Annotated in this window: 12 protein-coding genes; 6 read left to right on the forward strand and 6 right to left on the reverse strand. The window is 71.2% G+C overall.

Going from position 1 to position 12,636, the window contains the following annotated elements; genetic code table 11:
• Nucleotides 1–11 precede the first annotated feature (11 nt).
• A complete protein-coding gene (locus tag EDD92_RS09925) occupies nt 12–2,606 on the reverse strand; it encodes a YfhO family protein (RefSeq protein ID WP_123963960.1) in 2,595 nt (864 codons plus the stop codon).
• A gap of 411 nt (nt 2,607–3,017) precedes the next feature.
• On the opposite strand from EDD92_RS09925, the gene EDD92_RS09930 reads away from it, so the two are divergent.
• Entirely contained in the window at nt 3,018–3,449 is a 432-nt protein-coding gene (locus EDD92_RS09930) for a MerR family transcriptional regulator (RefSeq protein ID WP_123963961.1), read from the forward strand.
• On the forward strand, nt 3,446–3,886 hold the full coding sequence (locus tag EDD92_RS09935; RefSeq protein ID WP_123963962.1) for a carboxymuconolactone decarboxylase family protein: 441 nt from the start codon (nt 3,446–3,448) through the stop codon (nt 3,884–3,886). The genes EDD92_RS09930 and EDD92_RS09935 overlap by 4 nt, the downstream gene beginning before the upstream one ends.
• Here EDD92_RS09935 and EDD92_RS09940 read toward each other — a convergent pair.
• The gene (locus EDD92_RS09940; protein WP_123963963.1) at nt 3,873–6,359 is read right to left on the reverse strand and encodes an alpha-L-arabinofuranosidase C-terminal domain-containing protein; all 2,487 of its coding nucleotides are present in this window, start codon (nt 6,357–6,359) and stop codon (nt 3,873–3,875) included. The genes EDD92_RS09935 and EDD92_RS09940 overlap by 14 nt on opposite strands.
• 143 nt (nt 6,360–6,502) lie before the next feature.
• On the opposite strand from EDD92_RS09940, the gene EDD92_RS09945 reads away from it, so the two are divergent.
• Together EDD92_RS09945 and EDD92_RS09950 are read left to right on the forward strand one after the other, a co-directional pair.
• Nucleotides 6,503–6,754: a hypothetical protein gene (locus EDD92_RS09945; protein ID WP_123963964.1), complete on the forward strand. Its 252-nt coding sequence runs from the start codon at nt 6,503–6,505 to the stop codon at nt 6,752–6,754.
• Nucleotides 6,755–6,756: 2 nt separating this feature from the next.
• A complete protein-coding gene (locus EDD92_RS09950; protein ID WP_123963965.1) occupies nt 6,757–7,200 on the forward strand; it encodes a DUF6314 family protein in 444 nt (147 codons plus the stop codon).
• Here the strand turns inward: EDD92_RS09950 and EDD92_RS09955 are convergent.
• From EDD92_RS09955 to EDD92_RS09965, 3 genes are all read right to left on the reverse strand, one after another.
• Complete coding sequence (locus EDD92_RS09955) at nt 7,182–7,775, reverse strand: histidine phosphatase family protein (RefSeq protein ID WP_123963966.1); 594 nt, start codon at nt 7,773–7,775, stop codon at nt 7,182–7,184. The genes EDD92_RS09950 and EDD92_RS09955 overlap by 19 nt on opposite strands.
• Nucleotides 7,776–7,878: 103 nt before the next feature.
• Nucleotides 7,879–8,316 (reverse strand): GNAT family N-acetyltransferase, encoded by a 438-nt coding sequence (locus tag EDD92_RS09960; RefSeq protein WP_123963967.1) that lies wholly within the window; start codon nt 8,314–8,316, stop codon nt 7,879–7,881.
• A gap of 206 nt (nt 8,317–8,522) precedes the next feature.
• Entirely contained in the window at nt 8,523–9,971 is a 1,449-nt protein-coding gene (locus EDD92_RS09965) for a PLP-dependent aminotransferase family protein (protein ID WP_123963968.1), read from the reverse strand.
• Here EDD92_RS09965 and EDD92_RS09970 point away from each other — a divergent pair.
• Nucleotides 9,970–10,920: a DMT family transporter gene (locus EDD92_RS09970; protein WP_123963969.1), complete on the forward strand. Its 951-nt coding sequence runs from the start codon at nt 9,970–9,972 to the stop codon at nt 10,918–10,920. The genes EDD92_RS09965 and EDD92_RS09970 overlap by 2 nt on opposite strands.
• Nucleotides 10,921–11,015: 95 nt before the next feature.
• Complete coding sequence (locus tag EDD92_RS09975) at nt 11,016–11,210, forward strand: DUF1918 domain-containing protein (RefSeq protein ID WP_030945799.1); 195 nt, start codon at nt 11,016–11,018, stop codon at nt 11,208–11,210.
• 154 nt (nt 11,211–11,364) lie between these two features.
• On the opposite strand, the gene EDD92_RS09985 is transcribed toward EDD92_RS09975, so the two are convergent.
• Nucleotides 11,365–12,624: a glycoside hydrolase family 10 protein gene (locus EDD92_RS09985; protein WP_185123978.1), complete on the reverse strand. Its 1,260-nt coding sequence runs from the start codon at nt 12,622–12,624 to the stop codon at nt 11,365–11,367.
• Nucleotides 12,625–12,636: the final 12 nt, after the last annotated feature.

Here is a 12,636-nt window from a genome sequence, read left to right on the forward strand (position 1 = left end):
TGGGGACGCGGTCAGAGAACGCCGGTCATGGCTTCGCGCGGACGGGTGCGGGTGGTCGGTGGGGCCGGCGGTGTGGAACGCCGCCGGCGTACGGCGGTGACGGCGCCGAGCAGGATCAGGGTCAGCAGCGAGGCGGTCCCGACGGCCGTGCCGAGCCGCAGGCCGGGCGGATGGAGGGTGCAGGTGACGCTGGTCGAGGAGCCGTCGAGAGGGACGGCGATCAGGCCGTGGTACTCCTTGGCCGGTACGGCGGCGCCGTCGCCCGCGGCGCACCGCCAGCCGGCGATGCGGGGAGCCGCGACGACCGCGATTCCCCTGCTGCCGGCGGGGAGTTCGGCCCGGACGGTGGCGTCGGAGACGGTGACGTGTGTGGCTCCGGTGGCCTTGAGGTGTTCGACGGCCTTGTGCAGCCGGGTGGTGTCCAGGCAGCCGACCGCGCCCCGCGGGATGCGGCCGGGGCGGTCGGGGGTCAGTTCGATGCGCAGCCGGCCGGAGGCGGGGGCCGGGCCGAGCGGCGCCATGGCGGCGCGGTTGCGCGGGTACTGCGCACGAAAGAGCACGGTGTGACCTGCGAGGCGCGCGGTACCGGAGTAGCGCGGGGCCCACAGGTGGACCTGGCTGCCGGCCGGGCAGTCGGCCGTGATCGTCGGGTGGGTGAGGGCGGTCCCGTAACCGACCCAGTCCTTCTCCCGCAGCGGCTTGCCGTTGTCGTCGTGGACGGCGGTCCGGGGCACGGTGTAGACGCGGGCGCCGAGCAGGAGCTCCTGGTTGCGGTACGGCGACGGTCCGAAGGCCGCCCGGTCGGGCGTGCTCCGTACGGTCACCAGAGGCGGCGCGTCCTGCCGGGAGACCGACAACGGGCCGCCCAGCTGCGGCAGGTAGGCCTGGTGGGGGTCGATCGGTGAGTGCACCCGCGCTCCGACGGAGAAGATCGCGTCGGTGACGGGGTTGTCGAGGCTCTGCAGGTTGCGGCCCCGCGAGGTCCAGCCGCCGCCGAGGGCGGTGAGGGTGCGGCCGAGGACGTCGGAGGTGAGGCTGCTGTAGTACTGGGCGCCCTGGCCGCCGACCGCCATCGGGTCGTTGGCGACGGTCTGCTCGCGGCCCGGGTCGGTGCGGTAGCGCGGCCAGCCGTCGGCCCGTGCGATCGCCTGCGCCTGCGCCTCCTGCCGGGCTCCCCAGGGCGCGTAGTCGTCCATGTGGCCGAATCGGACCCGGGTGGCGACGGCGGCGGTGGCGGCCGTCTCCCCGAACTGCCCGCCGAACAGCAGCACCAGAGCCAGTCCCGCCAGGGCGGTACGGCCCCGGCCGTCGGCGCGGCGCAACAGCACCAGCCCGCCCACCGCACCGATCACGGCGAGCACCAGCACCGGCCACGCGACCGGCTTCACGAAGTGACTCCGGCTCGCAACGGCGGTGATCAGGGCGAGCAGCGCTCCCGCGGCCCCCAGCGCCCGCCGGTCGGGGAGCCCGTACGACAGGGCGTGCCACGCGGCGATCACCAGCAGCGCACACAGGACGAAGGCCTGGCGGTAGGGGCTGCCCTGGGGGGTGGCGAAGGCGTGCCAGACCAGGTGGGTCGGCCCCCACTGCAGCGACAGCGTCACGGCGGCGACGAGCAGCGTCCATCCGGAGCGCACCCGCCCGGGTACCGCCCGGTGGAAGGGCAGCGCGAGAGCGAGCAGCAGTGCCGTCATGCCCAAGTAGAGGGCCGGGCTGCCGAAGCTGTACGTGGTGGGCAGCACGCGGGCCAGCAGGTCCTGGGTGCCCACGGGCTCGAACTGCACGACCCGGCCCGGGTAGGCGTGCTTGGTGCCGAAGTACACGACCGTCACCAGCGGTGCGGCCAGACCCACTCCGAGGGCGACGGTGCCGGCGGCGCGGCCCGCCGCGGCGAGTCGCTGCCGGCGGGAGAGGCCGGAGAGCCACAGCCGGAGCAACAGCACCAGGCCGGCGCCGAGGGTGGCCATGTAGGCGGTGTAGAAGTTGGCGACCCAGGCGAGGGCCACGATCAGCACACCGAACAGCGGGCGCCTGCGCTGGAGGGTCCACTCGCCGACCAGGCACAGCAGCGGCAGGGCGACAAGGCCGTCGAGCCACATCGGGTTGTAGTCGCCGACCGCCACGCTCCAGCCGCACAGGGCGTACGAGGCACCCAGCAGCCCGGCACCCCACCAGCGGCCGGGGCGCAGACTCAGCAGCAGCCAGGCCATGGCCGCCCCCGCGCAGGCGATCTTCAGCACGGTGATCACGTAGACGGCGAGATCGATCTCGTCCCGCGGGAACAGGGCGACGAGCAGGGCGAACGGGCTGCTGAGGTAGGTGCCGAGGTCGGGCAGGAAACTGGAGCCGAAGCCGGACTGCCAGTTGACGAAGGGTCCGCCGTCGGCCCTGCCGTGCAGCAGGTCCCACAGGTGCGCGTGGAAGGGCACGTACTGGTTGCCGAGGTCGTTGACATTGCGGGTGCGGGGGCCGAAGGGATGGCTGCGGGCGACGGCGTCGGCGGCGCAGAACACCGTGACGGAGATGACCGCCGCGAGCAGGGCCGCGGCCTTCTTCGGTGAGAAATGACCGCTCGAAACGGCTGTGGACAGGGTCGAGCGATCCATTCCTTGTTACTCCCCGCAGGTTATCGATTCGACGGCTTAGACGGACTTTGCTTCCGCTTGGTTGTGCCGTCCACGAAAAGTGGTGAAGCCAATTCCGAATACGAGCGGGAATTTATGAAACGGTGAACGGCCGGGAAACAGAATGCTCCGGGCGAGTTATTTGATGGTGAAATTCAGCGAGCCTTGCGTGCCGCATACGCTCGTCGGGTTCGTCGGCGCGATGCCGGCCGTAGGCGCTCCAGGCGTGCCGCGGGGTCGAGGCGGCGGCGAGTGCGGCATTGAAGGCGATGCCACCGGTCCGGAAGCAGCTCGTGCCGGACGAGCAGGGTGTTCGTGCAGCTCAGGACTTTGCGGGAAGTGATCGCCGTCAGGGCTTGACCTGGAGTGCGCTCCAGGTTCTACCTTCTTGTCATGACCAGCGGACACCCCCTCCCACAGGACCGGGAGCCGACCCTGACCATCGCCGAGGTCGCCGAGCGCACGGGCCTGTCGCACGACACCCTGCGCTACTACGAGAAGGCCGGCCTCATCGAGCGGGTCGGCCGGACCACCGGCAACCAGCGCCGCTACGACGCGGCCGACCTGGCCTGGCTGGAGTTCTTGTTGCGGCTGCGCGAGACCGGCATGCCGATCGTCGACATGCAGCGGTTCGCCCAGCTGCGGGCCAGGGGGAACATCTCGGTCGCCGAGCGGCTGGCGATGCTGCGTGAGCACCGCGCCGAACTGGCAGACCGGATCCGCGCGTTGCGTCGCAACGCCCGTGCGCTGGACGACAAGATCGACCACTACGAACGGCTGCTGAGCGAATCGCCCGAGCAGCCGGGAACGGACGACCCGAAATGAGCGAGAGCACCACGCGTGAAGACCGCTTCGCCCACGGCCTGGAGGTCCTGAAGAGGGTCGACGGCGAGGCCGGCCAGCGGGTCGTCGACTCCCTCGCCGACATCAACCCCGAACTCGGCCACCAGGTCGTCGCCTGGGCCTTCGGCGAGATCTACGACCGCCCCGGACTCGCCCCGCGCGACCGCCAGTTGGTGACGCTGGGCATGCTCACCGCGCTCGGCGGCTGCGAGGCCCAGCTCGATGTGCACGTCAACGCGGCCCTGAACGTGGGCCTCACCCCCGAGCAGATCGTCGAGGCCCTGACCCACTCGGCGGTGTACTGCGGCATGCCGAGGGCGCTCAACGCCACCTTCGTGGCGAAGAAGGTCTTCGCCGAACGCGGGCTGCTGCCGCTCGGACAGCAGCCCGCGCAGGAGACCCCGGCTACCTCTGCCTGATCCGCAGGAAGGTGATCGAGTTCGCCGGGAAGGTGTAGGAGAACCTGTCGGCGACCCCCTGGAAGGTGGACGTCACGGGCGCGACCGCCGTGGACGTCTCGGTGTTCACCGCGTCGGGCGCGGCGGCGAGCGTGGTCACCCGGGCCTTGGACGCGACCTTGGCGCCACCGAGGTCGATCGCCGTACGTGCCGCCGACGCCTGGGCGTTGACCACCTTGACGATCAGGTCACCGGTCTTCGCGTCCTTGGTGACGACCTGGCGGAACGGCTCGGCCGGCTTGTCGTCCTTGAAGCTGCCCCACTCCTGCCCGTCGAGGTACAGCATCACCTGACGGCCGCGCACCTTGACGTCGATGTCGTAGGTACGGCCCGTCTCGACCGACCCCGGCTTGGCGATCAGCGTCGACTTGCCGCCGTCCACGGCCTGCTCGACGGCGGACTGGGTGTTGGCCCAGCCGCCCAGGTTCCACCAGTAGTAGTTGCCGGTGTCCTTGACGCCGAAGGCGACGAGGAAGCCCTCCTTGCCGGACTTCTTGGTGGCCTTCACGTGCAGGTCGTAGTCGTGCCAGGAGGGGTCACCGGCGGCCACCATGGTGTTCTCGGCGGCGGTGTCCGTCTGGACGTACTGTCCGTCCTGGATGCTCCAGCTGCCGCCGCCGGTGTGCGTCCACTTCGAGGCGTCACCGGAGAAGTCGTCGGTGAGCAGCGCCTTCCCGTCGGCGTCGGTCACCTTCACATCGTCGTAGGCGGCACTGGTGGCCCATGTCGACAGGCCGACGGCGCCGCTGATGGGGGCGAGCAGCGACGGCGTGCCCGTGGCGGCCGAAGGAACCACCCGGTCACCGACGTTGTTCATGAACAGCTTCTGGACCTCGTAGTCGGCCGAGCCCCAGGAGGCGTGGTTGTTGAACCACACCATGTCCGGACGCCACTGGACGTAGTCCTCGTTCGCGAACAGCGGGGCGTACGAGGCGAGTTTGACGACGTCCGCGTTGCGCTCCAGACCGGTCATGTACGCGGCCTCGGCGAGCCCGTTCTTGAAGGCGTTGCCGCCGGAGGCGTACTCGCCCAGGAAGACCTTGGGCCCGCTGCGGTCGTAGGAGTCGTAGCGGTCGTTGTTCTGCAGGAACCACTGCGGGCTGTTGTAGTAGTGCTCGTCGACCATGTCGACCTTGGCGTCCTTGTTGAGCTTCCAGGCCGTGTCGAAGGTCGAACCGGAGTCGTCCGGGCCGGCGTTGGAGATCACCTGCATGGACGGGTACTTCGCCTGGATGGCGGCGCGGAACTGCTTGAAGCGGGCGAAGAACTCGTTCGGGAGGTTCTCCTCGTTGCCGACCTCGATGTGGGTGAGGTGGAAGGGCTTGGGGTGGCCCATCTGCGCGCGCTTCCTGCCCCACTGACTGGTCACCGGTCCGTTGGCGAACTCGATGAGGTCGAGGGTGTCCTGGATGTGCCGCCCCAGCAGCGCGTCGTCGTCGACGGCCTTGTTCTGGCCGCAGCCGGTCACCAGGGCGGGGACCACGGGCAGCGGCATGGCGCCGATGTCCTCGGCCAGGCGGAAGTACTCGTAGTAGCCGAGGCCGTAACTCTGGTTGTAGCCCCAGAAGTTGGAGTTGGTGGCGCGCGTCTCGACGGGGCCTGTGGTGTCCTTCCACTGGTACGAGCGCTTGCGCTGCCAGCCGGAGGCCTCGCTGTAGTCCTGCATGGAGCCGGTGTTGACCAGGCAGCCGCCGGGGAAGCGGACGAAGCCCGGATGGAGGGCGGCGATCTTCTCGGCGAGGTCCTTGCGCAGACCGTTCGGCTCATGCTTGTACGTGTCGCGCGGGAAGAGGGAGACCATGTCGAGCGCGGCCGCGGAGGATGAGGCGACGGTGAGGCGGCCGTCCGAGCTGGTTCGGGTCGCGGTGAAGGTGGCCTTGTACTGCGCCCAGCCGTTCTTCTTCACGGCCACCTGGCGGGCGGCCGCGAGCGTGCCGCCGGCGTCCTTCAGGGACACGGTCAGCGTCGTGCCGCTCTCCGCGCGTGCCCACACCGAGAAGTCGTACTTCTTGCCGTCCTCCACCCGGATGCCGGTGTTGTAGCCGGCGTTCGTGACGGCCGAACCCCCGCCCAGGGAGAGGTAGTTGCGGTTACGGGCGTTCAGACGGCCGTCGTCGTCCACGACCTTCGCCGTGCCGTCGACCGTCCAGGCAGTCAGGGGCGTGTACGACGTGTTGTCGTCGGTGGAGTACTCGAAGGACCGGTTCTGCACGAGCTCGGCGTACAGGCCGCCGTCGGCGGCGCGGTTGATGTCCTCGAAGAAGACGCCGTACATCGTGTCGTCGATCTTCGCACCCTTGGTGGCGGGGTCGACGGTGATCGAGTAGTCGGTGACGCCGTCGGCATGGGCGGGGGTCGGGACGAGACCGGCGGCCAGCAGGAAAGCGCTTGCTCCGAGGCCGAGTCCCAGCCGGTTGCGGGTGGTGCGTGACATGGATACTCCGCGGCTCTGGGGATTGTTGCGGGGGCTCACATGGTTCGAAATATCAGACAGCGGTCAGTAATTCGAACGGAAAGATAAGGAAGGGGTGTGAGCACGTCAATGGGGCGAACCTGCGCGGGCGTAAGGTCGACGCCATGGATGCGCTGCTGCCCTACCTCGTCCTGGCCGGCGGTCTGGCCGTCGTGATGGCGGCCTTCACCTGGCTGGCGCTGAGGATCCGTCGCCGTGGCACCGCCGGTGGCGGGCTGGGCGGGGCGCTCGCCGCGTACGAGGAGGCCTTCCGCGCCACGAGCCACGCCGCGCACCACGAGATCCGGGCCCAGGCCGACCGCAAGACACCCACCGGCTCGCCCGATCCCCTGCGGACCCGGCGGAAGAGGGGCTGAGCATGGGCGAGTTCTGGCCCGTGGCCGACGTGCTGGCCCATCTCGCCGGACGCTGGCGCGTGGAGCGCACTGTGCGGGATCTCGCGAGCGGCGACGAGGGCAGCTTCGAGGGCACGACACTCTTCAGCCCACTCCCCGAGGGCGGGCTGCTGCACGAGGAGTCCGGCACGTTCACCTGGGAGGGCGTCGCCCGCCCCGCCGAACGCACCCTGCGCTTCCTGCCCTGCGGTTCACCGGGCACCGCGGACGTGCGTTTCGCCGACGGGCGCCCCTTCCACCACCTGGACCTGACCGCCGGGCACCATGTCGCCGACCACCCCTGCGCGGCGGACCTCTACCGCGGCGAGTTCACGGTCCGGGACGCGGACCACTGGCGGTCCGTGTGGCGGGTGGGCGGCCCCGCCAAGGACCTCGTCCTGACCACCGACTACGCCCGCGAGGGCTGAACCGGAGCCCCGTCGAAGCGCAGGTTCCAGCGCCCGGCGTGACCCGTCACGGTGGTCGTCGACAGCGGGCGCACGTCGATGTTCCAGTACGTCGACGGAGGCGCCTTCAGCGCATACACCAGGGCCGCGCGGACGACGGACGGCTCGGCCACGGCGACGATCCGGCCGCCGTCCTCGACGGGCCGGGTGTCGAGCCAGTTGCCGACCCGGGCGATGAAGCCCATCAGCGACTCGCCGCCGTGCGGGGTGGCCCGCGGGTCGGCGAGCCAGGCGTCCACCGCCTCCGGCTCGCGGGCCATCGCCTCGCCGAGGGTCAGCCCGCGCCAGCGGCCCATGTCGCAGTCCCGCAGGGCGAGTTGGACCAGCGGCGCATAGCCGAGGGCGTCGCCGGTGGCACGGCTGCGCGGCGTGGGCGAGCAGTAGCGCAGCTCCGCCGCCGCGAGCGGCACCAGATCGCGGGCGACGCGCTGCACCTCGTCCCAGCCGGACTGGTCCAGCGGACGGTCGTCCTCGAAGCGCTCGGCGAGCAGCGGAGAGCTGCGCGCGGCGGCGACGAAAGTGACCCGAAGTTGCATGCGGCGATGGTGTGTCGGGAAAGTGCGCAGGTCAAGGGGTGTTGGTGAGCGTTCACCGACGGTGCCCGAAACCTTACTTCAAGGTCAGGACCTGCCGGACAAGTCACTCGAAAACGAGGGCCATCCAGATGTCCGGCTGGGCCAGCGGCTCGAATCCGAGCTTCGCGTAGACCCCGTGCGCGTCGGCGGTGGCGAGCACGATGCGCCGCAGCCCGTACGGCTCCAGATGATCGCGCACGGCGCCCACCATGGCCGTACCGATGTTCTTGCCGCGCACGGACCGGTCGACGTAGACATCACACAACCAGGCAAAGGACGCCCGGTCGGTGATAACCCGGGCATAGGCAACCTGCTCCCCCGAAACCATGTCGTACACCCCGAAGTTCAGCGACCCGGCTACGGCCCGCTCCTGCTTCTCCCGCGGCCGGCCCTTTGCCCAGTAGGCGTCGGTGGACAGCCAGTGGTGGACGCGTTCGACGTCGATGCGGGCCGGGTCGGTGGAGATCTCGTAGCCTTCGGGGAGGCTCGGGGTGTCGGTCATGGCAGGAGGCTCGCAGGGCGGGACGGAGACGTCGACCGGTTTTCGGCGGGACGGGGCGTCGTCGGTGCCTCCCCGGCCAACGGTTCGGCAGCGCCCTTCAGGGGCGCGGGGCTGTGTCGACATGCCGCTCCGCCGCGATGAGGGTCCCCCCGCTCGAGCGAAGCCGAGAGTGGGGGAGCGACCAGCCACAACGGCGCTGCAGACGATCAACGACCCACCCCGCGGAGCGACTCATCACAAGCCACCCGCAACCGCCGCACCCCCTCCGCGATCTCCCCGGTCCCCGCGACCGCGGCAAAGCTCAACCGGGCGTGCGGCGCCGACGATTCCGCACTGAAGTACGGACGTCCTGGGGTGATGGCGACCCCGGCGCGCAGGGCCGCCGCCGTCAGGGCGGATTCGTCCGTGCCGTCGGGCAGCCGCAGCCACAGGTGGTAGCCGCCCGCCGGGATGTGCGGCAGGGACAGTTCGGGGAGTTCCAGCCGCAGCGCCGTCGTCATGGCGTCGCGTCGGTTCTTCAACTCCCCGGAGATCGCCCGCAGATGACGCGGCCAGGCGGGCGAGCCGACGAGTTCGAGCGCCGCCTCCTGGAGCGGGCGGGGGACGAAGAAGGTGTCGACGACCTGGATGGCGCGCAGCCGTTCCAGGACCGGGCCGTGGGCGGCCAGCGCGCTCACCCGGAAGCTGGGCGAGGTCGCCTTGGTCAGCGAGCAGACGTGGACGACGACTCCGTCGGGGTCGTCGGCGGCCAGCGGGCTCGGCAGGGGCCCCGCGTCCTCGTGCACGAGCCGTCGTACGAAGTCGTCCTCGACGACGAACGCACCGGCCTCGCGGGCGATCCGCAGCACCTCCCCGCGCCGGTCGGGGGCGAGCACGGCACCCGTGGGGTTCTGGAACAGCGGCTGACAGACGAAGACCCGCGCGCCGGTCGCCCGGAACGCGTCCGCGAGCAGCGCGGGCCGTACTCCGTCCGCGTCCACCGGGACCGGCACCGGCCGCAGGCCCGCCGCCCGCGCGATCGCCAGCATCCCGGGATACGTGGGCGATTCGACGAGCACCGGCGCTCCGGGCGGGGCGAGCGCGCGCAGGGCGGTGGTCAGCGCGGACTGGCCGCCGGCAGCGATGAGCACGCCGGCGGCGGTGATCCCGCCGCCGATGCTCCGCGCGAACCACTCGCGCAGCTCCGGCAGCCCCTCCATCGGCGGCCGCCCCCAGGCGCCGGGGCGACGGCCCGCCCGGGACAGCGCCGCCGCCATCGCCCGCTCGGGCTGCAGGGACGGGTGCAGATAGCCGCCGTTGAACTCGACGACCCCGGGCGGCGGGGCGGCAAGGGCGACCGTGACTCCGGAGGCGTCCACGGAGCGCGGTACGAGATCGGCGGCGCCGTCCGCGCTGAGGGCGACCTCCTGCCAGGAGGTGTCACCGGCGGGAGCGCTCGCGCCGCGCAGTTCGGCGCGGAAGGCGCCGGCGCCCGGCCGGGTCACCACCAGGCCCTCGGCGGCCAATTGCCCCAGGGCACGCGAGACGGTCACCGGACTGACCCGGAACCGCTCGACGAGGGACCGGCTCGACGGGAGCTTTCCACCGGGAGAGTAGCGGTCCAGTTCCCGCCGCAGCTGCTTCGCCAGTTCACCGACACTGCTACGCTCTTGCATGAGAGCACAGAGTAGCGCTACTACCCCCAGCCGGATAGCGGTCGGCGGCAAGAGCCGGCCGGCAGGCGCGGCCACCCCGGTGACCGCGGCGAGCCGCCGCACCGGCACCCTCCTGGCCGCCCTCGGCGTGGTCGCCTTCTCCCTCACCTTCCCCGCCACCGCCTGGGGTCTGGAGGGCTTCGGGCCCTGGTCCCTGGTGGCCGTGCGCAGCGTTCTCGCGGCGCTGATCGCCGGGTCCTGTCTGCTGGCGCTGCGCGTGCCGCTGCCCGGCCGAGTGCACCTGGCGGGCCTGGCCGTTGTCGCTGCCGGTGTCGTCGTCGGCTTCCCGCTGCTGACCACGCTGGCCCTGCAGACGTCGACCACCGCGCACGCCGCCGTCGTGGTCGGACTGCTCCCGCTCACGACCGCCCTGTTCTCCGCGCTGCGCATGGGCACGCGCCCGTCCCGCACCTTCTGGACAGCGGCCCTCGCGGGCGCTGCCGCGGTCGTCGCCTTCACGGTGCAGCAGAGCGGCGGTGCGCTGACCACCGCGGACCTGTATCTGTTCGGCGCACTGCTGGTGTGCGCGGCCGGCTACACCGAGGGCGGCCGGCTCGCCCGGGTCATGCCGGGCTGGCAGGTCATCGGCTGGGCGCTGGTGCTGTGCCTGCCGCTGAGCGTGCCGGCCGCCGCGCTGGCGCTGTCGTACGAGCCCGTACGGCTGAGTGCGCACAGCGTGGCCGGGCTGCTGTGGGTCGCGGCGGGCTCGCAGTTCCTCGGCCTGGTCGTCTGGTACCGGGGGATGGCGGCGATCGGCATTCCCAAGGCCAGCCAGTTGCAGTTGGCCCAACCCCTGCTCACACTGGTGTGGTCGGTGCTGCTGCTGGGCGAGCACCTGACGGTGGCCGCCCCGCTGACGGCCGCGGCGGTGCTGGTGTGCATCGCCGTCACGCAGCGGGCGCGGGGCTGAACGGCGCACGTACGCGCCGGTTCCAACCGTGGCCCCGCGCCGTAGACTCAAGGCCACGGACCGCTGCTCCCGCACCTGGTGAGGAGGCCCTACAGATGCGTGCAACCGTGGGCGACCAGCTTGTCCAGCACGGCAGGGTGGTCGGCCAACACGACAAGGTCGGCGAGATCGTCGAAGTACTGGGCCAGGAGGGCAACCCTCCGTACCGCGTCCGCTTCGAGGACGGGCACACGGGCATCTGCTCGCCGGGCCCGGACACCGAGATCCGCCACACGGAAACCCAACGCTGAGCGCTCCGCTTGGAGGGCCGCGATGTGCCGTCAGTCGTCTGCGGCACCATCGTGGCTGGTCGCTCCCCCACTCTCGGCTTCGCTCGAGCGGGGGGACCCCCATCGCGGCGGAGCCGCAAATCGATACAGCCCCGCGCCCCTTTCGGGGCGCAGGTCAACGCGGGGGCCTCGCCGGCTGCTGGTAGTGGTCGGTGACCACCCGTGCCATCGCGCCGATCCGGTCCGTCGTCACGTCCTTGGCAGCGAAGAAGATGTGCCCGCGCACCTGCGGGTAGTCCTTGGCCAGGGTGAGGTGGCGGGAGAGTTCGGCGACGTCCTGCCAGGGCGCGGACTGGGCCGGGTCGCCGGCCTTGTACAGCGCCTCCCCCACGTACACCTGCGTCCCGGTGCCGCGCGCGACCTCCGACCACCACGGCAGCAGCTTGGCGTAGTCGGCGGCGGCGAAGCCGATGTTCCAGTAGACCTGCGGGGCGATGTAGTCGATCCAGTTCTCCCGCACCCATTTGCGGGTGTCCGCGTGCAGATCGTCGTACGTCTGCACGCCTGCCCGGGTGTCGGAGCCGTGCGGGTCGGTGGCGGCGTTGCGCCACACCGCGAACGGGCTGATGCCGAAGCGCGTGCCCGGCCGCACCTGCTTGATCCGCGCGGCCATCTCGGACACCAGCTTGTCGATGTTGTTGCGCCGCCAGGCGGCCCGGTCCGGGAAGGACTTGCCGTGGCGGGCGTAGGCCGCGTCGTCGTCGAAGGTCTGGCCGGTCACGGGATACGGGTAGAAGTAGTCGTCGAAGTGGACGGCGTCCACGGGGTACTTCCGCACCGCGTCGAGCATCGCGTTCTGCACGAAGGCACGGACCTTCGGCAGCCCCGGGTTGTAGTAGAGCTTCCCGCCGTACGGCACCACCCAGTCCGGGTGCTTGCGCGCGGGATGGGAGGCGGCGAGCTTCGTCACGTCGGTGTGGTTGGCGATGCGGTACGGGTTGAACCAGGCGTGCAGTTCCAGACCGCGGGCGTGGGCCTCCCTCACCGCCGTACCCAGCGGGTCCCAGCCCGGGTCCTGGCCCTGGGTACCGGTGAGGACCTGCGACCAGGGCTCGTACGGGGAGGGCCACAGCGCGTCGGCCGTCGGGCGCACCTGGAACATCACGGCGTTGAGGCGGCTGTGCACGGCACGGTCCAGGACGGCCATCAGCTCGGCCCGCTGCTCGGCCGCGGTCAGCCCCGGTTTGGAGGGCCAGTCCCGGTTGGCCACGGTCGCCACCCAGACGCCCCGCATCTCCCGCACGGACCGCCGGCGGCCGGGATCGCCGCCCGCCATCGCCGCACTCGCCGCCACTGCACCGCCCCCCGCCACGAGAGCCGACAGGGCCGTCGCTGCGAACGCCCGTCGCGACAGCCGAGACCTACGGTGCAGCATTCCCCTACCTCC

The sequence above is a fragment of the Streptomyces sp. TLI_185 genome (assembly GCF_003814765.1).
Taxonomy (GTDB): Bacteria; Actinomycetota; Actinomycetes; order Streptomycetales; family Streptomycetaceae; genus Streptomyces.

Coding starts and splice junctions, on each gene's coding strand:
- EDD92_RS09955 (WP_123963966.1), bottom strand. CDS start 7,775: ATGCAACTTCGGGTCACTTTCGTCGCCGCCGCGCGCAGCTCTCCGCTG.
- EDD92_RS09930 (WP_123963961.1), top strand. CDS start 3,018: ATGACCAGCGGACACCCCCTCCCACAGGACCGGGAGCCGACCCTGACC.
- EDD92_RS09950 (WP_123963965.1), top strand. CDS start 6,757: ATGGGCGAGTTCTGGCCCGTGGCCGACGTGCTGGCCCATCTCGCCGGA.
- EDD92_RS09965 (WP_123963968.1), bottom strand. CDS start 9,971: ATGCAAGAGCGTAGCAGTGTCGGTGAACTGGCGAAGCAGCTGCGGCGG.
- EDD92_RS09935 (WP_123963962.1), top strand. CDS start 3,446: ATGAGCGAGAGCACCACGCGTGAAGACCGCTTCGCCCACGGCCTGGAG.
- EDD92_RS09975 (WP_030945799.1), top strand. CDS start 11,016: ATGCGTGCAACCGTGGGCGACCAGCTTGTCCAGCACGGCAGGGTGGTC.
- EDD92_RS09970 (WP_123963969.1), top strand. CDS start 9,970: ATGAGAGCACAGAGTAGCGCTACTACCCCCAGCCGGATAGCGGTCGGC.
- EDD92_RS09940 (WP_123963963.1), bottom strand. CDS start 6,359: ATGTCACGCACCACCCGCAACCGGCTGGGACTCGGCCTCGGAGCAAGC.
- EDD92_RS09960 (WP_123963967.1), bottom strand. CDS start 8,316: ATGACCGACACCCCGAGCCTCCCCGAAGGCTACGAGATCTCCACCGAC.
- EDD92_RS09945 (WP_123963964.1), top strand. CDS start 6,503: ATGGATGCGCTGCTGCCCTACCTCGTCCTGGCCGGCGGTCTGGCCGTC.
- EDD92_RS09925 (WP_123963960.1), bottom strand. CDS start 2,606: ATGGATCGCTCGACCCTGTCCACAGCCGTTTCGAGCGGTCATTTCTCA.
- EDD92_RS09985 (WP_185123978.1), bottom strand. CDS start 12,624: ATGCTGCACCGTAGGTCTCGGCTGTCGCGACGGGCGTTCGCAGCGACG.